At 64.1% G+C, this 26,289-nt stretch carries 26 protein-coding genes; 1 reads left to right on the top strand and 25 read right to left on the bottom strand.

The features are described from left to right. Positions 1-112: 112 nt before the first annotated feature. The 16 genes from tpiA to fmt form a co-directional block, all read right to left on the bottom strand. On the bottom strand, positions 113-898 hold the full coding sequence (tpiA, locus tag R4P65_RS21060; protein WP_317827978.1) for a triose-phosphate isomerase: 786 nt from the start codon (positions 896-898) through the stop codon (positions 113-115). A gap of 6 nt (positions 899-904) precedes the next feature. Further along, on the bottom strand, positions 905-2,116 hold the full coding sequence (locus R4P65_RS21055) for a phosphoglycerate kinase (RefSeq protein WP_317827977.1): 1,212 nt from the start codon (positions 2,114-2,116) through the stop codon (positions 905-907). Between the two features lie 17 nt (positions 2,117-2,133). Next, on the bottom strand, positions 2,134-3,153 hold the full coding sequence (gene gap / locus R4P65_RS21050) for a type I glyceraldehyde-3-phosphate dehydrogenase (RefSeq protein ID WP_003944851.1): 1,020 nt from the start codon (positions 3,151-3,153) through the stop codon (positions 2,134-2,136). A gap of 158 nt (positions 3,154-3,311) precedes the next feature. Then, on the bottom strand, positions 3,312-4,295 hold the full coding sequence (gene whiA / locus R4P65_RS21045; RefSeq protein ID WP_230815559.1) for a DNA-binding protein WhiA: 984 nt from the start codon (positions 4,293-4,295) through the stop codon (positions 3,312-3,314). Next, positions 4,286-5,350: a uridine diphosphate-N-acetylglucosamine-binding protein YvcK gene (locus R4P65_RS21040; RefSeq protein ID WP_317827976.1), complete on the bottom strand. Its 1,065-nt coding sequence runs from the start codon at positions 5,348-5,350 to the stop codon at positions 4,286-4,288. The genes whiA and R4P65_RS21040 overlap by 10 nt, the downstream gene beginning before the upstream one ends. Continuing rightward, complete coding sequence (gene rapZ / locus R4P65_RS21035; protein ID WP_172436543.1) at positions 5,347-6,246, bottom strand: RNase adapter RapZ; 900 nt, start codon at positions 6,244-6,246, stop codon at positions 5,347-5,349. The genes R4P65_RS21040 and rapZ overlap by 4 nt, the downstream gene beginning before the upstream one ends. After that, complete coding sequence (uvrC, locus tag R4P65_RS21030) at positions 6,243-8,435, bottom strand: excinuclease ABC subunit UvrC (RefSeq protein ID WP_317827975.1); 2,193 nt, start codon at positions 8,433-8,435, stop codon at positions 6,243-6,245. The genes rapZ and uvrC overlap by 4 nt, the downstream gene beginning before the upstream one ends. 74 nt (positions 8,436-8,509) lie before the next feature. After that, positions 8,510-8,983: a PH domain-containing protein gene (locus R4P65_RS21025; protein ID WP_003944987.1), complete on the bottom strand. Its 474-nt coding sequence runs from the start codon at positions 8,981-8,983 to the stop codon at positions 8,510-8,512. Next, entirely contained in the window at positions 8,980-9,477 is a 498-nt protein-coding gene (gene ribH, locus R4P65_RS21020; RefSeq protein ID WP_230815555.1) for a 6,7-dimethyl-8-ribityllumazine synthase, read from the bottom strand. The genes R4P65_RS21025 and ribH overlap by 4 nt, the downstream gene beginning before the upstream one ends. Beyond that, complete coding sequence (locus tag R4P65_RS21015; protein ID WP_230815554.1) at positions 9,474-10,748, bottom strand: bifunctional 3,4-dihydroxy-2-butanone-4-phosphate synthase/GTP cyclohydrolase II; 1,275 nt, start codon at positions 10,746-10,748, stop codon at positions 9,474-9,476. Before R4P65_RS21015 ends, ribH begins: the two co-directional genes overlap by 4 nt. A 110-nt stretch (positions 10,749-10,858) precedes the next feature. Continuing rightward, positions 10,859-11,467: a riboflavin synthase gene (locus tag R4P65_RS21010; protein ID WP_003944892.1), complete on the bottom strand. Its 609-nt coding sequence runs from the start codon at positions 11,465-11,467 to the stop codon at positions 10,859-10,861. Positions 11,468-11,472: 5 nt separating this feature from the next. Further along, on the bottom strand, positions 11,473-12,525 hold the full coding sequence (ribD, locus tag R4P65_RS21005; protein ID WP_230815553.1) for a bifunctional diaminohydroxyphosphoribosylaminopyrimidine deaminase/5-amino-6-(5-phosphoribosylamino)uracil reductase RibD: 1,053 nt from the start codon (positions 12,523-12,525) through the stop codon (positions 11,473-11,475). An 8-nt stretch (positions 12,526-12,533) separates the two neighbouring features. Next, positions 12,534-13,217, bottom strand: coding sequence for a ribulose-phosphate 3-epimerase (rpe, locus tag R4P65_RS21000; protein ID WP_230815552.1), 684 nt, complete (start codon positions 13,215-13,217; stop codon positions 12,534-12,536). 132 nt (positions 13,218-13,349) lie between these two features. After that, entirely contained in the window at positions 13,350-13,697 is a 348-nt protein-coding gene (locus tag R4P65_RS20995; protein WP_317827974.1) for an MmcQ/YjbR family DNA-binding protein, read from the bottom strand. A gap of 40 nt (positions 13,698-13,737) precedes the next feature. Then, the gene (locus tag R4P65_RS20990; RefSeq protein ID WP_230815550.1) at positions 13,738-15,186 is read right to left on the bottom strand and encodes an RsmB/NOP family class I SAM-dependent RNA methyltransferase; all 1,449 of its coding nucleotides are present in this window, start codon (positions 15,184-15,186) and stop codon (positions 13,738-13,740) included. Beyond that, positions 15,183-16,106 (bottom strand): methionyl-tRNA formyltransferase, encoded by a 924-nt coding sequence (gene fmt / locus R4P65_RS20985; protein ID WP_317827973.1) that lies wholly within the window; start codon positions 16,104-16,106, stop codon positions 15,183-15,185. The genes R4P65_RS20990 and fmt overlap by 4 nt, the downstream gene beginning before the upstream one ends. 288 nt (positions 16,107-16,394) lie before the next feature. Here fmt and R4P65_RS20980 point away from each other — a divergent pair, with 288 nt between their 5' ends. Further along, positions 16,395-16,601 carry a hypothetical protein gene (locus R4P65_RS20980; protein ID WP_003944900.1) on the top strand — a complete coding sequence of 69 codons (207 nt, stop codon included), beginning with the start codon at positions 16,395-16,397 and terminating at the stop codon, positions 16,599-16,601. Between the two features lie 27 nt (positions 16,602-16,628). Here the strand turns inward: R4P65_RS20980 and R4P65_RS20975 are convergent, their stop codons facing one another. The 9 genes from R4P65_RS20975 to R4P65_RS20935 form a co-directional block, all read right to left on the bottom strand. Then, positions 16,629-17,648, bottom strand: coding sequence for an esterase/lipase family protein (locus tag R4P65_RS20975; RefSeq protein WP_317827972.1), 1,020 nt, complete (start codon positions 17,646-17,648; stop codon positions 16,629-16,631). Between the two features lie 94 nt (positions 17,649-17,742). After that, complete coding sequence (locus R4P65_RS20970; RefSeq protein ID WP_317828081.1) at positions 17,743-18,411, bottom strand: PadR family transcriptional regulator; 669 nt, start codon at positions 18,409-18,411, stop codon at positions 17,743-17,745. 190 nt (positions 18,412-18,601) lie between these two features. Next, positions 18,602-20,620 (bottom strand): primosomal protein N', encoded by a 2,019-nt coding sequence (locus R4P65_RS20965; RefSeq protein WP_317827971.1) that lies wholly within the window; start codon positions 20,618-20,620, stop codon positions 18,602-18,604. 25 nt (positions 20,621-20,645) lie between these two features. After that, positions 20,646-21,860, bottom strand: coding sequence for a methionine adenosyltransferase (gene metK / locus R4P65_RS20960; RefSeq protein ID WP_230815546.1), 1,215 nt, complete (start codon positions 21,858-21,860; stop codon positions 20,646-20,648). 188 nt (positions 21,861-22,048) lie between these two features. Further along, positions 22,049-23,347: a bifunctional phosphopantothenoylcysteine decarboxylase/phosphopantothenate--cysteine ligase CoaBC gene (gene coaBC, locus R4P65_RS20955; protein ID WP_374228042.1), complete on the bottom strand. Its 1,299-nt coding sequence runs from the start codon at positions 23,345-23,347 to the stop codon at positions 22,049-22,051. Beyond that, on the bottom strand, positions 23,344-23,643 hold the full coding sequence (rpoZ, locus tag R4P65_RS20950) for a DNA-directed RNA polymerase subunit omega (protein WP_003944996.1): 300 nt from the start codon (positions 23,641-23,643) through the stop codon (positions 23,344-23,346). The genes coaBC and rpoZ overlap by 4 nt, the downstream gene beginning before the upstream one ends. 98 nt (positions 23,644-23,741) lie before the next feature. Then, positions 23,742-24,341 carry a guanylate kinase gene (gene gmk, locus R4P65_RS20945; protein WP_029255329.1) on the bottom strand — a complete coding sequence of 200 codons (600 nt, stop codon included), beginning with the start codon at positions 24,339-24,341 and terminating at the stop codon, positions 23,742-23,744. A 36-nt stretch (positions 24,342-24,377) separates the two neighbouring features. Next, positions 24,378-24,698, bottom strand: coding sequence for an integration host factor, actinobacterial type (mihF, locus tag R4P65_RS20940; protein WP_003944825.1), 321 nt, complete (start codon positions 24,696-24,698; stop codon positions 24,378-24,380). A gap of 369 nt (positions 24,699-25,067) precedes the next feature. Continuing rightward, a complete protein-coding gene (locus R4P65_RS20935; RefSeq protein ID WP_317827970.1) occupies positions 25,068-26,267 on the bottom strand; it encodes a glycosyltransferase 87 family protein in 1,200 nt (399 codons plus the stop codon). Positions 26,268-26,289: the final 22 nt, after the last annotated feature.

Genomic DNA, 26,289 nt, shown 5'->3' with positions numbered 1-26,289 from the left:
AAAACTGCGGGCGCGTGACCTACTCAGTCACACGCCCGCAGTTTCAGTGTCATACAGTTTCAGTGTCCTGCAGTTTCAGTGTCCTGCAGTTTCAGCTCACCACCCGATCACATCACGGGAGTGGACCGCCTGCAGCGATCGCAGACAGTGTTGCGAACTCGTCGGCCTTGAGTGACGCGCCGCCGACAAGAGCACCGTCGACGTCGGTCTGGCCGACGATCTCTCCGACGTTCTTAGAGCTGACGCTACCGCCGTACAGGACGCGAACGCCTGCTGCGACCTCGGCGTCGGCAAGTTCGGCGACTGTTGCTCGCACCGCAGCGCACACTTCCTGTGCATCCGCGGCAGAAGCGACACGGCCGGTGCCGATGGCCCAAACAGGCTCGTAGGCGATGACGATCTTGGAGATCTCCTCCGCGCTCAGGCCCGCCAACGAACCCTTGAGCTGGTCGACGTTGTAGGCGACGTGATCGCCCGCTTCGCGGATCTCGAGGCCTTCGCCGATGCACACGATCGGCGTGAGGGCGTTCTTGAGAGCGGCCTTGGTCTTCGCGAGGACGGTCTCGTTGGTCTCACCGTGAAGGGTGCGACGCTCCGAGTGACCGACCACGACGAAGGTGCATCCGAGTTTGGCCAGCATGGAGCCGCTGATCTCACCCGTGAACGCACCCGAGTCCTGAGCCGAGACATCCTGCGCGCCGTAGGTGAGGAGGAGCTTGTCGCCCTCGATCAACGTCTGGACGCTTCGGATGTCGGTGAACGGCGGGATAACCGTGACGTCCACTTTGTCGAAGTACTTCGCAGGCAAGGAGAAAGCGATCTTCTGCACCAGGGCGATTGCCTCGAGGTGGTTCAGATTCATCTTCCAGTTGCCGGCGATCAACGGCTTACGTGCCATGTCGGATCAGCCTTCCAGTACTGCGATGCCGGGCAGCTCTTTGCCCTCGAGGTACTCGAGGGAAGCGCCACCACCGGTGGAAATATGCGAGAAGCCCTCGTCCGGGATACCGAGCTGACGCACGGCTGCTGCGGAGTCGCCACCACCGACGACGCTGAAGGCGCCCTTCTCGGTTGCCTCCACGATGGCCTCGGCGACACCACGGGTGCCTGCCTCGAACTTCGGGAACTCGAACACGCCCATCGGACCGTTCCAGAACACGGTCTTGGCGCCGGTCAGGATCGCGGCAAAGCGCTTGACCGACTTCGGTCCGATGTCCAGACCCATCCAGCCGTCGGGAATCTCGTCGAACGGAACGATCTTCGACTCGGCATCAGCCGAGAAGGAGTCCGCGACAACAACATCCTGAGGGATGTGGATGACGTCGGCGTACCGGTCGAGGAGATCCTTGCAGGTCCCGATCATGGACTCTTCGCACAGCGAATTGCCCACGGACACACCCTGAGCCGCGAGGAACGTGTAGAACATTCCGCCGCCGATCACCAGAGTGTCGACCTTCGGTGCCAGTGCCTCGATGACAGCCAGCTTGTCCGAGACCTTGGAACCACCGAGTACCACCGCGTACGGACGCGCTGCGTCCTGCGTGAGCTTGGCGAGCACCTCGACCTCGGCGCCGACCAGGTAACCCGCGTAGTGCGGGAGCAGCTTCGCGACGTCGAAGACCGACGCCTGCTTGCGGTGAACAACACCGAATCCGTCGGAGACGAATGCGCCGTCGTCACCGACCAGCTCGACGAGAGCCTTGGCGAGCTTGACCCGCTCGGCTTCGTCCTTGCTGGTCTCGCGAGGGTCGAAACGGATGTTCTCGAGCATCAGGACGTCACCGTCGGTGAGTCCTTCGGAACGAGCCAGCGCGTCCTGTCCCACGACGTCACCGGCGAGTTGCACGTTGCGACCGAGGATTTCGGCCAACTTCGCGGCAACCGGCGCGAGGGAGAACTTGGGATCGGGCTGACCGTCGGGGCGCCCGAGGTGCGCGGTCACGATGACCTTCGCTCCACCCTCGGCAAGTGCCCGCAGGGTGGGAGCGGACGCGACGATGCGGCCCGGGTCCGTGATTTCTCCGCCATCCAACGGGACGTTGAGGTCGGAACGCACCAGTACGGTGCGCCCCTCGACCCCAGCGTCCAGCAGATCCTTCAGCGTCTGAACTGCCACTGTTATCGAAACTCCGCTCAGAGAGACTTGGCGACGAGGCCGATGAGGTCGGCGAGGCGGTTGGAGTAGCCCCACTCGTTGTCGTACCAGGAAACGATCTTGACCTGGTCGTCGATGACCTTCGTCAGACCCGAGTCGAAGATCGACGAGTGCGGGTCGGTGACGATGTCCGAAGAGACGATCGGTGCGTCGGTGTACTTCAGGATGCCCTTGAGTGGTCCTTCGGCAGCAGCCTTCATCGCGGCGTTGATCTCGTCGGCGGTGGCCGACTTCTTCAGGTTCGCGGTGAGGTCGGTGACAGAGCCCGTGGGGATCGGCACGCGCAGTGCGTAGCCGTCGAGCTTGCCGAGCAGCTGCGGGAGAACCAGGCCGATTGCCTTGGCTGCACCGGTGCCGGTGGGAACGATGTTGAGGGCGGCTGCGCGGGCGCGACGGAGGTCTGCGTGCGGAGCGTCCTGCAGGTTCTGATCCTGGGTGTACGCGTGGATCGTGGTCATCAGACCCTTGACGATGCCGAACTCGTCGTCGAGAACCTTGGCGATGGGGCCGAGGCAGTTGGTGGTGCACGACGCGTTGGAGATGATGTTCTGGCTGCCGTCGTACTTGTCGTCGTTGACGCCCATGACGATGGTGATGTCTTCACCCTTGGCCGGAGCCGAGATGATGACCTTCTTGGCGCCGGCTTCGAGGTGTCCCTTGGCCTTTGCGGCGTCGGTGAAGATGCCGGTGGACTCGACGACGACGTCGACGCCCAGCTCGCCCCAGGGAAGTTCGTTCAACGGGCCGCGGTGTGCGAGGGCCTTGATGCGCTGATCGCCGACAACGATCGTGTCGTCACCGTCGAGCGACACGTCGTACGGCAAACGGCCGAGGATGGAGTCGTACTTCAGCAGGTGAGCGAGCGTCGCATTGTCAGTCAGGTCGTTGACTGCCACGATCTCGATATCGGTGGTTCCGAGCGCCTTCTGCGCATCCACCGCCCTGAAGAAGTTACGTCCGATACGGCCGAAACCGTTTACGCCAACCCGGACAGTCACAATTCGCTCCTTTGACCATGATTCTGGTGTGCAACTTGACCCACGCATACTCCGAATCCGTGTGTGCACGACGCGGACGTGGGGTTCATCGGTCGATGTGACTCATACCCTAATGCGCGTGGCCCGAACGTGCGCAGCCCACCCTGACGGAGGGCAGGTCACCCCTCTTCGAGTAGCTCCGCATTCACTGCAGATTCGGTGTCGGGTATGCCCGTTTCCTTTGCCTTGCGATCAGCCATGGACAGCAGGCGACGGATACGTCCGGCAACGGCGTCCTTGGTCATCGGCGGGTCCGCCAACTGGCCCAGTTCTTCGAGGGACGCCTGCCGATGCTCGACGCGCAGTGCGCCCGCCGCGGCGAGGTGATCGGGCACGTCCTCGCCGAGGATCTCCAACGCACGCTCGACGCGTGCAGCAGCGGCGACGGCAGCGCGAGCAGAGCGTCGTAGGTTGGCGTCGTCGAAATTGGCGAGACGATTGGCGGTGGCGCGGACCTCGCGTCGCATCCGTCGCTCTTCCCACACCAGACGCGTGTCCTGGGCTCCCATTCGGGTCAGGAGATCGCCGATGGCCTCGCCGTCGCGGATCACCACACGGTCCGTTCCGCGCACCTCACGTGCCTTCGCCGAGATGCCGAGACGCCGCGCAGCCCCGACCAATGCCAGTGCGGCTTCCGGGCCCGGGCAGCTGACTTCGAGCGCCGACGAACGGCCTGGTTCGGTCAGGGAACCGTGCGCGAGGAACGCTCCGCGCCACGCTGCTTCGGCGTCGCCGACACTTCCGCCGACCACCTGCGCGGGCAAGCCGCGAACCGGGCGTCCGCGAAGATCGAGTAGTCCCGTCTGGCGAGCGAGCGCCTCACCTTCCTTCGCCACACGCACGATGTAGCGAGCGGACTTACGAAGTCCGCCTGCACTGAGTACGTGAACGTCGGCGCTGTAGGTGAACAGGTCGAAGATCTCCCGACGCAGTCGTCGCGCCGTGGAGCCCAGATCCACCTCCGCTTCGACGACCACCCGGCCACCGACTATGTGGAGTCCACCGGCAAAGCGCAGTAACGCGGAGACCTCTGCCTTGCGGCAGCTGACCTGAGTCACCACTAACCGGCTCAGTTCGTCCTTGACCTCCGCTGTCATTGCCACGAAGCGTTCTCCCTCTGTTCTTCGGAATACTGTTCTTGCCGGGAAGGCTGTGTCGAATCCCCCACTGCCGCACTGCTCGACAGTTCGGCCAAAACGTCGGCCAGTTTTGCCGGATCATGTACATGCGCTGCGCCCGGTGAGGTGTCCGCGACATCCGCGTACCTCACTTCGGCCGAAAATTGATCCGCCGCACGCTGCAGATGTTCACGTTCGCGCCCGGCAGGTACCGACGCCGAGTCGACCACCACGTAGTCGACCCGGAAATCGGGCACGTGTTGGGAGAGTACGTGCAGGTGACGCTCTGCGGAGAATCCGGCGGTCTCCCCCGGCTCGGGTGCGAGATTGAGCACCAGCACTTTTCGAGCCTTCGTCGACGAGAGTGATTCGACGAGTTCGGGTACCAGGACATGCGGGATCACGCTCGAGAACCACGACCCCGGGCCGAGGACGACAAGATCGGCACGATCGATCGCGGACACGGCGTCGGGGCACGCGGGAGGATTGGACGGGAGCAGTCTCACGCGCCGGACCTTGCCCGGCGTCGTCGCGACGGCAACCTGTCCACGAATGCAGCGGCTGACGCGGGGGTCCTCTTCGAGTCCTTGAACGTCGGCTTCGATCTCGAGCGCGATCGGCGACATCGGCAGCACACGGCCACGGATTCGCAGCAGTCGCGCCATCTCGTCGAGCGCGACCACTGGATCGCCGAGCACTTCGGTGAGGCCGGCCAGGATGAGATTGCCTACCGAGTGCCCGGCAAGCGCGCCGACACCGCCGAAGCGATGCTGGATGGTCCGCGTCCAGTCGACGATGTCGGGTTCGTCGGACGCCAGAGCCGCCAGCGCCATCCGTAGGTCGCCGGGCGGGATGACGCCGAGCTCGGCGCGCAGCCGGCCCGACGAACCACCGTCGTCGGCGACCGTGACCACCGCGGTGACGTCGACCGTCAGGCGTCTGACGGCTTGGAGGGTGGCGAACAATCCGTGCCCGCCGCCCAGAGCGACGATGCCCCGCCCCTCGAGCGCATCCGGCGAGTGCTGTGTCGGTTCACTCATTCGCGCCCCAGATCCCGGTGCACGATGCTGACCGAGATGTCTTCCTCGGAACCCAAACGCCTCGCGAGAGCTTCGGACATGGCCACGCTGCGGTGCTTACCGCCGGTGCACCCGACCGCAATTGTCATGTAGCGCTTTCCTTCTCGTCGATATCCGGCGATCGTCAAATCCACCAGATGACGGTAGGTGTCGAGATAGTCCTCGGCACCCTCTCGGGACAGCACGTAGTCGCGGACGTCGGCATCTTGACCGGTGTGCGGACGAAGTTCGGGGATCCAGTGGGGATTCGGCAGGAATCGAACGTCACAGACAAGATCGGCATCCATCGGCAGTCCGTACTTGAATCCGAACGACTGAACCGTCACCTTCATCGTGCGGTTGGCATCGTTCCCGAACGCCGTTTCGATCTTCTGGCGCAGCTGATGAGCCTTCAACGCCGACGTGTCGATGACCAGATCGGCGGCCGCCTTTACCACTGCCAACTGCCGACGCTCGGCTGCGATCCCCTCGGACAACGTGCCGTCGATGCCGTCGTTCTGCAAGGGATGGCTGCGGCGCACCTGTTCGAACCGCCGGATCAACACGTCGTCCGATGCTTCGAGGTAGAGCACCCGAGTGTGGATCGGTTCCGCCTCGAGTTCGGTGAGCACCCAACCGAGGTCTCCGGTGAAAAGTCGACTCCGCACGTCGATCACGACGGCGAGACGATCGACCGGCGGATCGGAGGTCAAACTCAGACCGACCATCCGGGAAATCAGCTCAGGTGGCAAATTGTCCGCGACATACCAGCCGAGGTCTTCGAGCACCTTGGCCGCGGTACTCAAACCTGCTCCGGACAATCCCGTCACCAGCAGGAAATCCATGGTTCGACTGTCTTTGGCGCTGTCGGTAGTCACTGTGCACTCGGCCCCGTCGTCGGCATGGACAATTCTCGCGACTCGGAGCCCTCGTCACCGCTACCGGATTCAGCGCTGGGCGCGTCAGCAGACGTAACAGGCGATTCGGATTCCTTGTCCAGCTCATCATCCCCTACCGCGGCGGGCAGCGCGCGAGCTTCAGCACCCGCATCGGCCGCAGCCGAATCCGTTCCCAGTGCGGCCAGAACTGCTGTGGCGGTGGTCTCACCGATACCAGGGACCTGCATGATCTCCTCGACCGTTGCCGTTTTCAGCTTCGCCACGGAACCGAAGTGAGCCACGAGAGCGGTACGACGAGTTTCACCGAGCCCCTTGACCGAGTCCAAAGCCGAAGCCGTCATGCGCCTCGAGCGCTTGCTGCGATGGAACGTGATCGCGAAGCGGTGAGCTTCGTCGCGGATGCGCTGCAATAGGTACAGCGACTCGCTCGTTCGGGGAAGGATCACCGGATCTTCCTCGCCCGGCACCCATACCTCTTCGAGGCGTTTGGCCAACCCGACCACCGCGACGTCGGTGACACCCAGCTCGTCGAGGACAGCAGCTGCCGCCGTGACCTGAGGGGCGCCGCCGTCCACGACGAACAGATTGGGTGGATAGGCGAAGCGCCGAGGCCGACCGGTGGCCGGGTCGATCGCCGCTTCGGGAGCGAGATCTCCGCCGTCCGCGTCCATGGTCGCCGCCGAGGCCGCTAGAACGCCCAGGTCGCGGTTGTGGCGCAGGAACCGCCGGCGGGTGATCTCGGCGATACTCGCCACGTCGTCGGAATGACCGTCGCCGGCAGCTTCCTTGATTGCGTAGTGCCGGTAGTCCGACTTGCGCGGGAGCCCGTCCTCGAACACGACCAGTGACGCCACGACGTCGGTACCCTGGACGTGACTGATGTCGATACATTCGATTCGTAGCGGAGCCGAATCCAGGTCCAGCGCTTCCTGGATGCCCTGCAGCGCCGCAGATCGTGAAGTGAAATCCCCGGCACGCTTCAGCTTGTGCTGCGCCAGAGCCTCTTTCGCATTTCGCTGGACTGTTTCGGCGAGGTCCTTCTTGTCGCCGCGTTGCGGAACCCGCAGTTGCACTTGCGATCCCCGGAGCTCGCTCAACCACGCCTGGATCTCGGTCGCATTGGCCGGCAGTACCGGCACGAGAACTTCCTTGGGTACGGCGCTGATCCCGGCCCCGGAGCCCGCTCCCGGGTCGAGGGCCGCCTGCTCTCCGTAGAACTGCGTGAGGAACTGTTCGACCAGAATCGGCAGGTCCGACTCGGCGTCGAGCGCAGCCCAGTCGATGGCGTCGCCTGCCTTCTCCACGACCCATCCACGCTGACCGCGTACACGTCCGCCGCGCACGTGGAACACCTGGACCGCGGCCTCGAGATCATCGGTGGCAAAGGCGACGAGATCAGCGTCGGTGCCGTCACCGAGCACCACTGCCTGCTTCTCGAGTGCCTTCCGCAAGGCTCCGATGTCGTCACGCAGACGAGCTGCGGTCTCGAAGTCGAGATCCTCGGAAGCCTGCTGCATGCGCTTTTCGAGGTCTTTGACCAGCTTGTCGGTGCGGCCGGCGAGGAAGTCGCAGAAATCTTCGACGATCTGTCGATGCTCCATGGCACTGACGCGGCCGACGCAGGGCGCCGAGCACTTGTCGATGTAGCCGAGCAGACACGGACGGCCGATCTGGTTGTGCCGTTTGAAGACTCCGGACGAGCACGTTCGTGCGGGAAAGACTCGTAGCAGCAGATCGAGAGTTTCGCGGATCGCCCAGGCATGGGAGTAGGGACCGAAGTACCGGACGCCCTTGCGCCGCGGACCGCGGTAGACGAACAACCGCGGGAACTCTTCGTTGAGCGTCACAGCGAGAACCGGATACGTCTTGTCGTCGCGGTACCGCACGTTGAACCGCGGATCGAATTCCTTGATCCAGTTGTACTCGAGCTGAAGCGCTTCGACTTCGGTACTGACGACGGTCCACTCGACGCTGCCGGCAGTGGTCACCATCTGCCGCGTACGGGGATGAAGCGTCGTGACGTCCGCGAAGTACGAGTTCAAACGTGAACGGAGGCTTTTCGCCTTACCGACGTAGATGACCCGACCATGCGGATCACGAAATTTGTAGACGCCCGGCGCGGCCGGAATGGTTCCGGTAGCGGGGCGGTAAGTCGAGGGATCCGGCACGGTTTCAGGTTAGTCGCCGCCACCGACCGACTCGGAAACGCGCAGGATGCGGGCACCGAACCGGCCGGAAGACGTCAGTTGCTCTTGTGCGCGACCGGTGCGTAGCGGTCGGCGAGTTCGCGGAACTTACCGACCGTGTCGACGGCGTACTCGCGGTCGTTGGACTGGATCGCCATCACTGCCATGTACTCGTCGTCGGGCAATTCGATGCGTGCCCAGGCGGCGCCGTCGGGGAACGAGAGCCCCTCGAACAGATCCCAGTCGACGATCTTCTCGCCCAGGATGTTTCGTACGGCGATTCCTTGCTTGCCCACCTTGACACGAGGCCGGGTCAACATCAGTACACCGAGAGCAAGAATGGTGCCGATGCCGGCCATCGCAATTTGGTCCGCGGCGCGGAAGTACACGCCGGTGGACCCCTGGCGGAGCAGAAGCGCAAGTGTGACGTGAACGATCACCAGAAGGACAGCGACGCCGATCGCGTACCGCGTCGACTTACGCGGTGAGGCGATCAGTTCCCAGTTCTCGTTGTCGCCGGGTGTGCTCATCGAAACGAATCCTCGGTCCATGGTGCTCGGAGATGACGCAGGGTCACTGCGGTGTCCAGTGCGGCGGCGCAGGCCTGTGCGCCCTTGTCCTCGACGCTACCCGGCAGACCTGAACGGTCAAGAGCCTGCTGCTCGGTGTCGGTGGTCAGGACACCGTTCCCCACGGGAGTACTTTCGTCGAGCGAGACGCGTGTGAGGCCGGCGGTAACCGCGTCGCACACGTACTCGAAGTGCGGAGTACCACCGCGGATGACGACGCCGAGTGCAACAACGGCGTCGTGGGTGCGAGCCAACGCCTGCGCAACGACCGGTAGTTCGATCGCACCGGCGACACGGACCAGTGTCACGTCCTTGATCTGTGCCTGCTCGGCGACGCGCTGTGCGCCGGCGATCAGGGCCTCGGAAATGGTCGCGTGCCACTGCCCGGCAACGATCGCCAGCTTCAGATCCTTGGCCTCGGCGATCGCGAGTTGCGGCTGACCTTCGCCGCTCACAGTGCGGTTCCGGGCTGTGCTGAGTCCTGGTTCGCCTCGTACTCGTCGAGTCCGATCAGATCGTGGCCCATCCGGTCGCGTTTGGTGCGCAGGTAGGTGAGGTTTTCGGCATTCGCGCGCAGCGGCATCGGAACGCGGTCGGTGATCTGCAGGCCGTAGCCGTCCAGACCGACACGCTTGGCCGGGTTGTTGGTCAGCAGACGCATCGACGAGATGCCCAGATCAACGAGGATCTGCGCACCGATGCCGTAGTCGCGGGCGTCGGCAGGAAGTCCGAGTTCGAGATTGGCGTCGACGGTGTCGGAACCGGCGTCCTGGAGCTGATAAGCCTGCAGCTTGTGCATCAGACCGATGCCACGACCCTCGTGTCCGCGCATGTACAGGACGACGCCTCGGCCTTCCTGAGCGACCATGTCCAGTGCAGCATCGAGTTGCGGGCCGCAGTCGCACCGCAGCGAACCGAAGACGTCGCCGGTGAGGCACTCGGAGTGAACGCGGACGAGTACGTCGCTACCGTCACCGTCCGGGCCCGCGATGTCGCCGCGCACCAGCGCGACGTGCTCGACTTCGTCGTAGATGCTGGTGTAGCCGACAGCGGTGAACTCACCGTGACGGGTGGGGATGCGGGCTTCGGCGATACGCAGCACGTGCTTCTCGTGCTTGCGACGCCACGCGATGAGGTCGGCGATCGAGATCAGTGCAAGGTTGTGTTCGTCGGCGAAGACTCGCAACTCGTCGGTCTGAGCCATCGCGCCCTCGTCCTTCTGGCTGACGATTTCGCAGATGACGCCGGCGGGACGCAGGTCTGCCATGCGGGCAAGGTCGACTGCAGCTTCCGTGTGGCCCGGACGACGCAGTACTCCGCCTTCCTTCGCGCGGAGCGGCACTACGTGGCCGGGACGAGTGAAATCGTTGGCGCCGGTTTCGGGGTTGGCGAGCAGACGCATCGTCGCTGCGCGGTCCGATGCCGAGATGCCGGTACCGATTCCCTCACGGGCGTCGACGGTCACTGTGTAGGCGGTGCCGTGCTTGTCCTGGTTGGTGGCGTACATCGGGGGCAGGCCCAACCGATCGCAATCGTCACCGTCGAGCGGCACGCACAGGTAGCCGGAGGTGTAGCGAACCATGAACGCCACCAGCTCCGGGGTGGCCTTCTCGGCGGCGAAGATGAGATCGCCTTCGTTCTCACGATCCTCGTCGTCCACAACGACAACAGCTTTACCTGCAGCGATATCTGCTACTGCGCGCTCGATACTGTCGAACCTGGTCACGTGCTCGCACTCCAAAGTCTTGACTTTTCACATCATCGAATACAACGAGTGCATCCGACGGATGCACTCACAACCCTACGACCAATCGGACGGGTCCGATCAGCCTGGTCCTACCGACCGGCAGAGTGAAGTCGCTCGACGTACTTCGCGATCACGTCCACCTCGAGGTTCACCGGAGTGCCGACCACCGCGGTACCGAGCGTCGTCAACTCCAACGTCGTGGGGATCAGTGAGATCTCGAAGTACTCGAACCCACGGTCGCCGCCCAGCGCGGAGACCGTCAGCGAGACACCGTCGACGGTGATCGAACCCTTCTCCACGACGTAACGGGAAATGGAGTCCGGCAGTGCGATCCGCACTACCTCCCAGTTCTCGGAAGGCGAGCGGGAGATGACATGGCCCGTTCCGTCGACGTGCCCTTGAACCAGGTGACCGCCGAGTCGGCTGTTCAGCGCCGCGGCACGCTCGAGGTTGACGCGAGAGCCGACGTCCAACTTCGCCAGGCTCGAGCGGTTCAGCGTTTCCTGCATGACGTCTGCGGTGAACGAACCGTCTGCGAGCACGTCGACGACCGTCAAGCACACACCGTTGACCGCGATCGAATCACCGTGACCGGCGTCGGAGGTGACCAGTGGCCCGCGCACTGTGAACCGTGCAGCATCGACCAGTTCTTCCTTGGCGACAATTTCGCCGAGTTCTTCCACAATTCCTGTGAACACGCGCCCTACTCCTCGTTCCCCGGAGCAGAACTCTCCGGAACCAGACTCAACAAAATATCGGGGCCGATCGTTACCGCGGACTCCAAACGGAATCGGTGGGCGTCGGTAATGGTGTGCACTCCGGCATCGACGAGCGCGGAAGCGCCCGCGCCGAGAAGTATCGGCGCGATGTACGCCTCGATGACGTCGACATATCCGGCGGCGAGGAATGCTCCGGCCAGACGTGGCCCACCCTCGAGCAGTACGTCTGTGTACTCCCCCAACGCCTCGACCACTTCGTCGATGTTATCGGTGTTGAGCACCAGAGTCGGCGCGGTTTCATCGAGAACGCTTGCAGTCGAAGGTATTTCACGCTTTCCGACGACGACGCGCACGGGCTGGTGCCCCGCGAGCTCACCCGTGGGCTGACGCGCCGTCAGCCACGGATCGTCGGCGAACACGGTGCCGGTGCCGACCACAATTGCGTCGATCTGTGCCCGCTGCGCATGCACGCGCGCTCTCGCCTGCGGACCGGTGATCCACTGACTCGTTCCGTCCTCGGCGGCGCTGCGTCCGTCCAGGCTGGCTGCGTACTTCCACGTGATGTGCGGGCGACCGGTGCGCTGTTTGTGCAGCCAGGATCGCAGTGGACCAGCTTCCACCTCGGGTGCTCGCAGTCCGGCCGTGACGCTGATGCCGGCTCGCATGAGCGTCGCTGCGCCGCCTGAGGCTTCCGGATTGGGATCACCGACTGCGTACACAACTGCCGAGACTCCGGCGTCGATCAACGCCTGTGAGCAGGGTCCGGTTCGTCCCTGGTGATTGCACGGTTCCAGTGTCACCACTGCCGTACCACCACGCGCTGCATCGCCGGCCTCGTCGAGAGCCACGACCTCCGCGTGCGGTCCGCCAGGCGGTTGCGTCATACCGACGCCTGCGATGGTGCCGTCGGCCGCCAGGATGACCGCGCCGACGGGCGGGTTGGGGCTGGTGAATCCGCGCGCGGAATCAGCTGCGGCCAGCGCGATCTGCATCGCGGCGTCGAGATCAGCCGTCGACGCCTGTCCACCCTTTGCCATCGAGCGGCTCAGACCGACAGCGTCAGGTGCGGCGACGCCGAGGCAGCCTGCGCACGGAGCTTGCGCACCGCCTCACCGGGATCGCTGGCTCCGTACACCGCCGAACCGGCGACGAAGCAGTCGATACCTGCTTCCGCTGCCTGCTCGATCGTGGAAGCGTTGATGCCGCCGTCGATTTCGACGAGCAGCGTCAGCTCACCCGAATCGACGAGCTTGCGAATTGCGCGTGCCTTGTCGAGCACCTGCGGCATGAAGGACTGGCCGCCGAAGCCGGGTTCGACGCTCATGATCAGAAGGGTGTCGAAGTCCTTGAGAATTTCGAGGTAGTCGTCGATCGGGGTTCCCGGCTTGACGCTCAGCCCGGCCTTGGCGCCCGCCGCGCGAATGTCGCGGGCAACCGAACGCGGATCGTCGGTGGCCTCGGCGTGGAACGTGACGTTGTACGCGCCGGCCTCGGCGTACGGCGGTGCCCAGCGCTCGGGGTTCTCGATCATGAGGTGGCAGTCGAGCGGAATATCCGTCGCCTTCAGCAGACTCTCGACGACGGGCAGACCGAGCGTGAGATTGGGAACAAAATGCGCGTCCATCACGTCGACGTGAAGCCAGTCGGAGCCGGACACGGCAGTCGCTTCATCGGCGAGTCGAGCAAAATCTGCGGACAGAATGGACGGTGCAATCATCGGGGAAGCCACGACGCCGAGTTTAGCTGTGCTTCATTGCCGACCGTGCATGCACATCGACTGTGCTTCATCGCCGACCGTGCATGCACATCGACTGTGCTTCATCGCCGACCGTGCATGCACCACGGAGCAGGTGCAACCTGGTTAGTTCTTCACGACACTCCGCAGCTTGCGCACCTTGGCGGGTGCCTTGATCCGCCACGCATCTTCGAGCATCTCCGCCAAGCGCACCTCGTCGATCAGTTCGAGGTGCACGAGGATGGAGCCGTGACCGTGATAGTGATCTGTCGTGAAGAAAGGCGCCTCACCACTGGCGAGGAGCGCTTCCTTCTCGTCCAGACCGCACATCAAAACCAAGGCGCCCTCCGCTTCGGTGCGGAGTCGCGCAAAAGTCTTGCCTGCCACCTTGAGTGCCGGGGTGTTGTACGAGGTCGACTCCTCCACGGAGGGAAGAGCCGAACCCAGCACTACAACCTGTTCCCACGTAACCATGTAGGCACCATACGACTACCGATGCCCAGAAGTCATCCGATCAGGCCAGCGGCTTGCGCAAAGCGGCCATGAACATCGCGTCCGTGCCGTGCCGGTGTGGCCACAACTGAACCGAAGTCCCGTCTCCGACGTCCGGAACACCGGGCACCAGTTGCTTGGTGTCGAGTTCCACGACGCCGTGACGCCGCACTGCGTCGGCGACGACTGCCAGCGTTTCCGACAGGTGCGGCGAACATGTCGAGTACAGCACCACTCCGCCGGGGCGTACCAGTTCGATTGCAGCGGCGAGCAATTCGCGCTGCAACTTCACGAGCGGCGCGACATCGGACGGCTGGCGACGCCAACGAGCTTCCGGGCGCCGACGCAGGGCACCCAAGCCGGTGCAGGGAGCGTCGACGAGGATGCGGTCGTAGCCGGGTTCGAGTCCGGATTCACGGCCGTCCGCCACGTGCACGTCCACGGGAAGCTCTCGAGTGGTCTTGCGGATCAGCTCGGCACGGTGTTCGACGGGCTCGACGGCGTCGAGCCGTCCGCCTTCGATACCGGCAAGAGCGCCGAGAAGCGCCGCCTTACCTCCTGGACCTGCGCAGAGGTCGAGCCAGCGGCCGGCGTCTTCACCTTCGAGAGGAGCAATGCTGAGGGCGCGGGCAACCAGCTGACTGCCCTCGTCCTGCACGCCCGCCAAGCCTTGGCGAACCGCCTCGAGCTGTCCGGGGTCACCGCCGTCGAGATGCACGGCGTACGGCGAGTACGGCCCGATCTCGCCGCCGGTCACCAGCGCGAGCTCCTCGGCGGAGATCTCACCTGGGCGGGCGACGAGGTGCACGGCGGGGCGGGCGTCGTCGGCGATCAGGACGTCTTCGAGCTCTCCGGCTGCGGCGCCGAGCGAGTCCGCAAACACCTGCGCGATCCACAGAGGATGAGCGTGCTCGAAGGCGAGTCGGCCGATCGGGTCCTTCGGGGCCAGCAGCTCGACCCACTCGTCCTGAGTGCGTTCGGAGACACGACGCAGGACTGCGTTGACGAATCCTGCTCGGCCCTGACCGTTTTCGGCGCGAACGAGGTCAACCGAGGTGGCAACAGCGGCGTGCGGGGCAACGCGGGTCCGCAACAGTTGATACGAGCCCAGACGGAGAACGTCGAGCAGGGTTCCGTCGATCTCCTCGATCGGCCGACCCGCTGCATGCGCGATGACCGCGTCCAACAGACCCTGAGCGCGTGCGGCACCGTACGCGAGTTCGGTTGCCAGCGCAGCGTCGCGCGCGTCGAGCTTGCGATCGCGAAGCAGTCCTGGCAGTACCAGGTTGGCGTACGCGTCACGTTCACGGACCGCGCGAAGTACGTCGCGCGCAGCCAGTCGCGGTTGATCGAGCCCGGCGGTGGCCGGATCCGGTCGCTTGGCCTGCTTCGGCTTGGTGTTCTTTCCACCGGCTGCGTTCTTGGCTCCGGGACCCTGTGTCCGTCGTGCCGGTCGTCGTGATTCGGTCACTGTGCTCGTACCTCCGCGTCGAGTCGGGCACCGCGTGCCCAGTCCCCTGCCGACATCAATTTCTTGCCCGGGGGCTGAACCTGCCCGAGTCGTACCGCGGTGGTCGCGGTACCGATGTACAGACCATCCTTGCGTACCGAGATCTCACCGGTTGCCAGGGTCTCGTCCGTGACGGTGACCGGCCCGACCTTGACCCGTAGGTCACCGATCATCGTCCACGCGCCGGGCGCGGGGGTGACGGCACGGATGTGACGGTCGATCGTGCGCGCGGGCAACTCCCACTTCACACGGGCAGCCTCCACAGTCACCTTGGGGGCGTACGAGACGCCGTCGGCCGACTGCGGAACCGCGTTGATCTCTCCGGCCTCGAGTCCGTCGAGTACTGATTCGAGTAGGGCAGCGCCGTTTTCCGCGAGACGTCCGAGCAGGTCGCCTGCCGTATCGGTGTCACGAATTCGCTCGGTCATCACTCCGTACACCGGGCCGGTATCCATACCGGCTTCCAAACGAAACGCGCTGGCTCCGGTCACCTCGTCACCGGCACTGATCGCGGCCTGCACCGGCGCGGCACCGCGCCAGGCGGGGAGCAGGGAGAAATGCAGATTGACCCAACCGAATTTCGGGATGTCGAGTACGTTCTGCGGCAACAAGTTTCCGTAGGCGACAACGGGTGCGCAGTCCGGTTCGAGCCGTGCGAGTTCGGCCGCGAAGTCGGGATCGGACGCCTTGGTCGGTGTCAGCACCGGGATACCGTGCTCGTCGGCGAGCAATCCGATCGGCGATCGGGTGACATTTCGGCCTCGACCGGCAACGGCGTCGGGACGCGTGACGACAGCGACCACTTCGTGGTTGGCCGACTCGATGAGCCGACGCAAGGAGGGAACAGCCGGTTCCGGTGTCCCGGCGAACACGACGCGCATGTCAGCTCTCCCGTTTCGGTGGGCTCTTCGGACTCTGATCAGCCGATCGGCCTGTCGAACGCGGTGGACTGCAACTCACGAAAATGCTCCCGGATGTGTCGGTGGATGGAACTGTCAGTCTAAGGACTGCACGAGCTGCGACCTACCTCCCGCCACACCGCATCAGTTTCTCGAGAATTTCTTTGCTCAGAACCCTGCAGATTCACCGGTCGTCGGTATTGACTGTTTCTGTCGTCGCCACTCGGCGGAGGCTGATACGGGCAACACCGATCACACGGAGGAACTTAGATGGCAGGCATCGACAGTAAGTTCGACAAGGCCTACGCGGGAAAGTCCGTCGAAGAATTGGCGGACGCCCCGGTGGCGGCACTCAACGGCGTAAGCGATTCGGACGCAGAACATTTGAAGGCAGCGTTCAACATCAAGACGGTCCGCGATCTGGGAACCAACAAGTTCTTCCTGTGGGCTCAGGCCACTGCCAAGCTCGCCGAGTAAGGATCCTGACCGAAGTGATTTCGGCGCTCACGAATTGGCGTCGATGACCACTCGAGGAATATCCGTGCCGAGCGGCACCGCGCTACACGAAGCGTGCCGCTCGGCGTCGGGATCCAGAACCGTCCGGATGACGTCGATCACGTAGGGGTCGTACGGCATGCGGAAATGACCGGTCAGGTTCGACGGGCACAGATCCTGGAGAACGATGTTCTCCGTACCGGCGTTCCGCAGTGCGATGTTCGAAGATGGCTGGATCATCTCGTCGACAGTCGACCCGATTGTCGTGTAGCGCACACCGGGTACGGTGTCACCGCCGTCGTTGAGCGCGTTCAACGTATCGGAACCCTGCATCTGCTCGCGGACAGCTCGGGAGAAGACTTCTTCGACGAAGTCTTCTCCACCGGGGATCGCGCGGACGATCGGAACCAACCCGAACATCACCCCGCCGTAGGTCGGCGAAGCCAAACCGACCCAATGATCGACGTAGGCGTCCCCGCCCATCTTGTTGACGTAGTACCGCGTCACCGTCGCGCCTTGCGAATAGCCGATGACGTCGACCTTGTCCGCGCCCGTCGCGGTCAGCACCTGATCGACGAAGGAAGCGAACGCGGTGGCACTACCGACTATGTCGCCGACGCCGTACGTCTCATGTGCGACGTCCCCGTCTTCTTCTTTGATCGCACCGCCGTAGTTGAGGGCGAATACGCAGTATCCGTCCTCGGCGAGTGCGGGTGACAGAGCCGCCCAATCCGCGTACGCCTCGGTGTCGGTCCCGTGGGCGAGCACAACCGGCCGGGGATGCGCTGCGGAGGGCGCACATCCGAAATCGTTCGACCCGGCAGGGGCAGATCCGGGATGAGCATGCGCGAATGCGGTGGCTACGGAACGGGACACCTGGCCTGGGCCGATGCCGAGGGGAACGTCCATCGCATCGGCACTCGAGGACGGGAGCGCCGGTGCGGCAGCCGATATCGCGGGCGGTGCTCCGATCAGCAGCGCCACTGCTACCGAAAATGTCAGTCCCACAGACCGTTTGACGCCAGACATTGTTCCTGCTCCTGCTCTGATCCTACGAGGGAGCTGACCGTAACACCAGAAAGTTCGGGGCGCATACCCTACCGAACAGTAGGTATCTGGCGTCTCAATTGCCGCCTTCACCGGCATCGTCACCGGCGAGCACTCGGTACAACGATTTGCGTGCCTCGACCAGCACGTCGGCTGCGGCCTTGACCTGCGCGGGCGTGCCGACGGCGGCCACTTGACCGGCCGCGCCCATCAACTGGCCGATCAGTTCACGAAGGTCCTGCTCAGGCTCCCCCACGCTGAGACGAACGTCATCCCACGGCGCCCCGAGATCGGCGCGATGCTCCTCGACGTACGCAACCCCTTCTTCGGTCAGCTTGGCAGTCTTGCGACCGGCGACCTTTTCGATGATCACCAGACCTTCGTCCTCGAGTTGGGACAGGGCGGGATAGATGGAGCCCGGACTCGGCTTCCAGACGCCGCCACTGCGCTCGACGATCTGTTGAATCAATTCGTAGCCGTGCATCGGCTCTTCGGCAATCAAGAGCAGAATCGCGGCGCGCACGTCTCCGCGACGGCCGCGGCCACCACGTCCTCGCCCGCGACCGAACTGTGCGCCCGGACCGAAGCCGGGGCCGGGTCCGCCGTCGGGACCGAATCGCCCTCGTCGGTGGCCTCTGCGTGGCATGTCGCCGAAGCCCGGACGCTCTTGCGGTCGACCACGACGCCCGCCGTCGTGCTCGCGGGGAGCGCCATCCGGCGCGCCATCGTCCGTCGGCACCCACATCACAAAGGGCGGCCGCTGCTCACGTCCGAAAGCGCCGAAAAAGCCTCGACGGCCGAACATCCCCTCGTTCGGGAAACTTGCATCCATCGTCAAACCTCCATCACTATCGTTGATAGTTCGACGATATATCGTCATACCGGAGTTCGCAAGATTATCGGTACGCGCAAGCACGCACCTGCTCACGCGACACTCAGCCGATGCGGCGCGGATCGATCTGAATGCGGACCGGACCCGAAGACTTCCGCGCACTGCGCGCGGCACGCGCATGTGCCAGAGCATCCGCAAGGCCGCGACCGTCCTTACGTGGGACGCGGACCAGCATTCGCTCCGGCGCGACACCACTCTCGTCCTCACCGGAATACGGAAGCCGCTCCCCCGCAGGCAATTCCACTGGGCCAAGAAGCACAGCACTCGCCGGTAGTTCAGCCGACTCCACCAGCTCCGCGATCGCAGCGGATCCACCGTCGATCGCAGCCATGTGCACGGCCGGAGGAAAGCCGACCTCGTCTCGCTCCTCGAATTGAGACTGTGCGTGTCCCACCGGATCCCACCGGACCAATGCCTGCACCGTCGGGATACCCGAGTCCGCGACAACCACAACTTCCCCGCCTTCGGACAGCGGAATCACCATGGCAGCAGCCGACATCCAGCGTCTGAGTGTTTCCTCGGCGGCGCGAAGGTCCGGCCGACCGAGCAACGCCCATCCGTCGAGCAGAAGCGCTGCGCCGTAGCCGCCCGTCATCACGGGCTCCGCACCGACCGTCGACACCACCAATGCGGGCCCGTGCGGCAATTCCTTGACCACATCACCGCCCCCGGACAGTACGACTTTCACTCCGGGAAATGCCCGCCCGAGCTCTTCGGCAGTTCGGCCGGCACCGACCACGACCGCCCGCAACGCTTTCGCGCCACACGCATGACATCGGTAGGCGGCATCGGCAACCCCGCACCAGCGGCACGCCGGGGTCCCGGCGCCGTCCGGACCAGCCGCAGCGGGAAGCGCCAGTGGACCGTTGCACCGACGGCACCGTGCCGGGGCACGGCACTTTCCGCAGGCCAAGGTCGGTACGTACCCCCGGCGCGGCACCTGCACCAGGACTCCGTTGCCCTCGCCGAGGGCGCGCCGGGCAGCCGCGAATGCAATGGCGGGCAACCGAGCCGCTCTTGCTCCCGGATCGCGGGCCAAGGCTTGATCGCTGTCGGCCAGCGCCGTGATCTTGGGTGCGTGGGCCCGAACGACGTCCCGCGTGGCGACCAGATCGTGCGCCCATCCCGAATCGACGAGAACCTGGGCTTCTGCGGTTCGTGAGAACCCACCGATCACCACGGCGCACCCGGCGACGTAGCCACGCAGGACGGCAACTTCACGGGCATGTGGATACGGCGACCGCGGCTCGGAGAGATTGTCGTCGCCGTCGTCCCAGACGACAACCAGACCGGTCTCGGGTGTCGGCGCGAAAACAGCGCTCCGCGTGCCGACAACGATCCGGGCGGTCCCGCGCAGTGCAGCGAGCCACTTTCGGTATCGCATGGCTGGTCCCAATCCCGCGGACAGACCCACCACGGCATCAGCTCCGGAGAGTTCGGTGCATGCGGCGAGTACGCGGTCCAGGTCGCGTTGGTCGGGCACAACAAGAATCGCGGATTTCCCGCTTGCCGCTACTGCGCCGGCGAGTTCGGCCAGACGCAAGGGCCAGTTTTCGCCGGGCAACGCCTGCCAGACTGCGCGCGGACTTTTCGATTCGCGAATCGCGGTCAGGAATGCGTCACCGAATCTGTAGAGATACCAACCATGTTCGATCAGTTCCGGAGCAGACGGCGGCTCCGCAGGCTCCCACACTTCGGCTTCGACCTTCGCGTGGCGCGGCGGTACCGCCAAGCGGAGAACATCGGCACGGGTTCCGGCGTAGCGTTCGGCCACGCGATCGACGACCTGCGCGATTTCGGCCGTCAGGACCCGTTCGGACGAGATGACGCGTTCGAGCCAGCCGAACTTCCCCTGGTGGTCACTGGTTGCCTCGCGCGAGACGATGAAGCCGTCCACCAACCGACCAGCGAAGCGGATACGCACCCGGACTCCGGGCTGCGCATCCGCTTCGAGTTCACGAGGAACGAGGTAGTCGAATTCACGGTCGAGGTGAGCGAGCGGGAGCATCGGCAGCACCCGGGCGACCGGATCGACTTCTGCCGCTACTCTTTCCGCGCCCACCCGCGCCCCGTCTGTACGTCAGTGATCAGAGACCAGCTGCGCTACGCAGCTTGTCGGCACGATCCGTGCTCTCCCACGGGAGCTCGATGTCGGTGCGACCGAAGTGACCGTACGCCGCCGTCTGCGCGTAGATCGGACGCAGCAGGTCGAGGTCGCGGATGATCGCTCCCGGACGCAGGTCGAAGATCTCGGTGATCGCCTTCTGGATCCGTGCCGGATCGGTCTTCTCGGTGCCGAAGGTTTCGACGAAGAGTCCGACCGGGGCTGCCTTGCCGATGGCGTAGGCAACCTGAACCTCGATGCGGTCGGCCAGACCTGCGGCAACCGCATTCTTCGCGACCCAGCGCATAGCGTAGGCAGCGCTGCGGTCGACCTTTGACGGATCCTTGCCGGAGAATGCGCCGCCACCGTGACGAGCCATTCCGCCGTACGTGTCGACGATGATCTTGCGACCGGTCAAGCCGGCATCACCCATCGGGCCACCGAGGACGAACTTGCCCGTCGGGTTGACCAGAAGACGAACGTCAGAGGTGTCCAGGTCGGTGAGGTTCACGTCGGTCAGCACCGAGTGGAGTACCTTCTCGCGAAGGTCCGGCGTCAGCAGGTTGTCGAGGTCGATGTCCGCTGCATGCTGGGTGGAGATGACCACGGTGTCGAGACGAACGGCCTTGTCGCCGTCGTACTCGATGGTGACCTGGGTCTTACCGTCCGGGCGCAAGTACGGCAGCACGCCGGACTTGCGGACCTCGGTCAACCGGCGGGACAGACGATGCGCCAGCGCGATGGGCAGCGGCATCAGTTCCGGAGTGTCGGTGGTGGCGTAGCCGAACATCAGGCCCTGGTCGCCGGCACCCTGACGGTCGATCTCGTCGTCACTGATTCCGTCGACGCGAGCCTCGTGCGAGTGATCGACACCCTGTGCGATCTCGGGTGACTGGGCGCCGATCGCGACGTTCACGCCGCACGAGTTTCCGTCGAAACCCTTCGCGGAGCTGTCGTAGCCGATCTCGAGGACCGTATCGCGCACGATCTTCGGGATATCCGCGTACGCAGTGGTGGTGACCTCGCCGGCTACGTGAACCTGGCCGGTGGTGACCAGCGTTTCGACGGCCACGCGGGCGCGCGGGTCCTGGGTGAGCAGCGCGTCGAGGATCGAGTCGCTGATCGCGTCACAGATCTTGTCCGGGTGCCCCTCGGTGACGGACTCGCTGGTGAATAGCCGACTGCCGGACTTGCTCACAGATCTCCCTCTCGACGACTGAGTTCTTGACTACAGCTTATTGAAGTATCCGAATCACCGTTCGGTGACCGTTTTGTCATGCTTTGTTAGCTGGGGGCTGAGCCGACGATAACGGTTGGACCGCCTGCGCAACACCCTTGCACTCACCCGATTATCGTGGGGTAACTCTCACCACCGGGCGCGAGTCGCTACTCGGGGAAGAGCTTGACCAGGGCGTCGAGCACTCGGCTGGCCATCAGGGCCTTGGATCCGTGCTCGAGAGCGGACTCCGAACCGTCCGAACCGAGCAGCCAACCGTCGTTGTGATCGACCTCGAACGCCTTGCCCTCGCCGACAGCATTGACGACGAGGAGGTCGCAGCCTTTTCGGGCAAGCTTGGAGCGGGCGTAACTGAGAACGTCACCGTGAGCGTCACCGGTCTCTGCGGCGAATCCGACGATGACCGTTCGAGCATCCAGATCGCCGTCACGACGCGCTTCGACGAGGCCGGCGAGTATGTCGGCATTCCGAGTGAGGCTGATCGAGTCGGGTTCGTTTGCGCCCTTCTTGATCTTGCTGCCTTCGACGGTGGTGGGGCGGAAGTCCGCGACAGCCGCAGCCATGACGACTCCGTCGTGTCCGGGTGCGTGCTTCTCGACTGCCAGTCGGAGATCTTCGGCCGTCTTGATGTGCACGACGTCGACGGCGGCAGGGTCGGCGAGATCTGCCGTGTAGCCGGCGATCAGCGTGACGTGTGCGCCGCGTTGTACGGCCAGACGGGCGAGTGCGTATCCCTGTTTGCCCGAGCTGCGATTACCGAGAAAACGCACGGGATCAAGAGGCTCGCGAGTACCGCCGGCGGTGACCAGAATGCGGCGACCTTCCAGGTCTCGCGGCAATGCATCCGAGCGCTCGAGGAGCAACGACGCCAAACCGACGATCTCGTCGGGCTCGGGAAGTCGCCCCGCTCCGGTGTCTTTACCGGTCAAACGCCCGGAAGCAGGTTCGATCACGTGGACGCCGCGCGAGCGCAGTGTCGCGACGTTGGACACCGTTGCGGGGTGTTCCCACATCTCGGTGTGCATTGCGGGGGCGAAGACGACCGGACAGCGAGCGGTCAACAAAGTGGCCGTCAAGAGGTCGTCTGCGCGGCCCATGACAGCTCGCGCCATCAGATCAGCGGTTGCCGGCGCGATGACAACGAGATCGGCTTCCTGTCCGAGGCGGACATGCGGAACCTGCGGGACGTCGTTGAAGACGCCGGTGTGAACCGGGTTGCCGGAGAGTGCTTCGAACGTGGCGCGGCCGACGAACTCCAGAGCGGATTCGGTCGGAATCACGCGGACGTGATGACCGCTCTCGGTGAAGCTGCGGATGATCGAGCACGCTTTGTACGCGGCGATACCCCCACCGACACCGACGACAATGCGCTTACGTATCGATGTGGGCGCGTCGGACACTCCCCCGACACCCGAACGAGGTTCGGGTGCGGCAGACGTGGTGCTCACTCGCCTTCGGTGTGCTCGAGGAGATCAGCGTGGATTTCACGCAACGCGATGGACAGCGGCTTTTCCTGCAGACCGGGCTCGACCAGAGGTCCGACGTATTCGAGGATGCCGTCACCGAGCTGGTTGTAGTAGTCGTTGATCTGGCGCGCACGCTTGGCGGAGTAGATGACCAGGGCGTACTTGGAAGAGGTGCGTTCGAGCAACTCGTCGATCGGCGGGTTGGTGATGCCGAGCGGGGTGTCGTAGGCAGGCAGAGCGCCCTGACCTGCTGCGGACGCGGCTGAAGTGCTGCTCACTCTTTTGTCTCCTGAATTAGATCTTCATTGAAGAACTAGTTTTATCGATCCGGATATCTGAGAAACGGGGTGGAAATCGGTTCCCGAAGGGTGCGGAATCAGTTCCCGACCAACAAGGATACCAACTCATCGCAAGCACGGCTTACATCCTCGTTCACGATAACCGTGTCGAACTCGTCCTGTGCGGCCAATTCCACTCGGGCCGTCTCGAGTCGGCGTGCCACGACGTCTTCCGTTTCGGTTCCCCGTCCGGTCAGCCGTTGCACCAGAACGTCCCAGCTCGGTGGAGCCATGAACACCAACAGAGCTTCGGGCATCGCCTGGCGGACAGCTCGTGCTCCGGCGAGATCGACCTCGACGAGTACGGGCTTTCCAGCTTCGAGCGCTTCTTCGATCGGAGCTGCGGGGGTGCCGGAGCGCTGCAGACCGCCGTGGATTTCCGCCCATTCGAGAAGTTCACCGGAGTCGATCATCCGTTGAAATTCTTCACGGGAGGTGAATCGGTAGTCCTTGCCGTCCACTTCACCTGGACGGGGATCGCGAGTGGTCGCCGAAACGCTGAAAACAAGTTCAGGCAACCGAGTTCTCAGCTCGCGAACGACGCTGGACTTACCGACAGCCGAAGGGCCGGCCAGTACAACCAGCCGACCCCTCCGCACTGCGGTCTTGCTCTCTGACACTGTTGCGTCAGCAATCATCAGACACTGCCGCGTCAGCAATCATCACTTGTCGGCTCAGGCCTCGAAGTCAAACTTGGTGAGCAGAGCCTTGCGCTGCCGATCACCGAGGCCACGAAGGCGACGGGTCGGTGCAATCTCCAGCTCGGTCATGATCTCCTGAGCCTTGACCTTGCCCACCTTGGGCAGCGCCTCGAGCAGTGCCGAAACCTTCATCTTGCCCAAGATTTCGTTGTCTTCGGCGTCCTTGAGGACCTGCTTGAGGTCGGTGCCGCCACGCTTCAGGCGCTCCTTGAGCTCAGCCCTGGCCTTGCGGGCAGCAGCTGCCTTCTCCAAAGCAGCAGCGCGCTGCTCATCAGTCAACTGGGGAAGGGCCACGGTTCCTCCGTCTCGTCGTGTGCAAATTTTGTCTATTCCGCTGATAACCAGCAGCGATAGCGACCGTACTCACGCCTGGCGGGAATTGCTAACCCACCCCCCGCGGTCCGATGCGGATCGCGGTGGGTTATGCGCGACGAATCGATGTCACGGATCGTCGCCATTTTCGGTGAGATCGAGACGGATTCGGCGCAACATGAACGTGCGTACCGTACCGAAATAGACTGTAACACAAAGTATTTCGACAATTGCGGCACGGCCGCCCCGTGCATGTGTGCGAAATCGTTACCTGCGGGAATGAACGTGGTCGCCGACACATTCAAAATTTTCGAGCATTTTCGGCGCCTATGCGCGTGTCGCGGCCTGTTTTCAGGTCTGCAGCGACGATTTCGGATCGTCGGCGTCGACCGTCTCGGGTTCGGTGCGGCTCGCGCCGGGGGCAGCCAGAGCGAGAACCACCGCGAGGCTCGCCCAGAGCAACGAATTCTCCAGAACGAAGCCGAAGACCGGGACATCCATGTCCGCGCCGACGCGAGGAAGCCGAAACAGCACGACGGCAGCGGTGAGGGCGATTGCGATCCAGGACCACACGGGCACTGATCGAGTGCCCTCCCCCACCCCCGACTTGATCGGCACGAGGAGCACGCCCACCGCAGGCACCAACCACACGAAGTGGTGGGTCCAGGCAATGGGGGTCACGATCGCCGCCAGCAGGGCCATCACCGTGAAACCGGCAAGATCACCCCGCAGGCGCTGAGCACGCCGCGTTGCGACAATTCCGAGGACACCCAACACTGCACAGGCGAAGAGCCATGCGGGACCCACCAGGCCCTCGGGAAGTAGCCGCAAGGCCATTCCGCGCACGGACTGGTTGCCGAACACGGACGGGTCACCGACCGCGACGCGCCCCGAGAGTGAGGCGATGTCACCGAAGTAGTCGATCGTCTGGCGTGGGAGAACGGCAAAGCCGAGCGCCGTGGCGCCCAGGAATCCGGCGAGGCCGCCCGCGACTGCTTTCCAACGCCCGGTGATCACGTAGTAGCCGATGTAGACGAGTGGCACCAGTTTGACCGCCCCGGCGATCCCCACCAGCACACCTTCGGGAATCCACCGTGGCCGAGCCAGCACGTCGATCAGGCACAGGAGTGTCAGGAACAACCCGACCTGCCCGTACCCGAGGTGATCGGAAATTGGCGATGCCGCCGTCCACAGGACCAGGAAACCCACGTAGACGACTACTGGCCGCCTACGTGTGAACGGGACTTCGCGATAGCTGAGCACGATGATCGCCGCCAGCATCAGAAGGCTGACAAAACTCCATCCCCACTGGACCGCACCCCAGGAACCCAAGGCGACGGGAACCGCGACGAGCGCAGCGAAGGGCGGATACGTGAACGGCAATCTCGCGTTGAACGACTCGTCGTACAGGTTCGAGCCGTCGAGGACGGCTTGACCCGCCGTCCGGTACACGGCGAGATCGTCGCCGTGCACGCCGGTGACGGATTGGAACCCGGTGGCCAGCAGCGCACACGCCGCGATGAGAAGTCCGATCCGCCACCAACGATTCACCGACGGACGGTACCACCGGGTT

The organism is Rhodococcus sp. IEGM 1318 (assembly GCF_033142465.1).
In the GTDB taxonomy this organism is placed as follows: Bacteria; Actinomycetota; Actinomycetes; order Mycobacteriales; family Mycobacteriaceae; genus Rhodococcus_F; species Rhodococcus_F qingshengii_B.
Note: the sequence above shows the minus strand (reverse complement) of the source record. Positions and strands in the feature narration are given on the sequence as shown.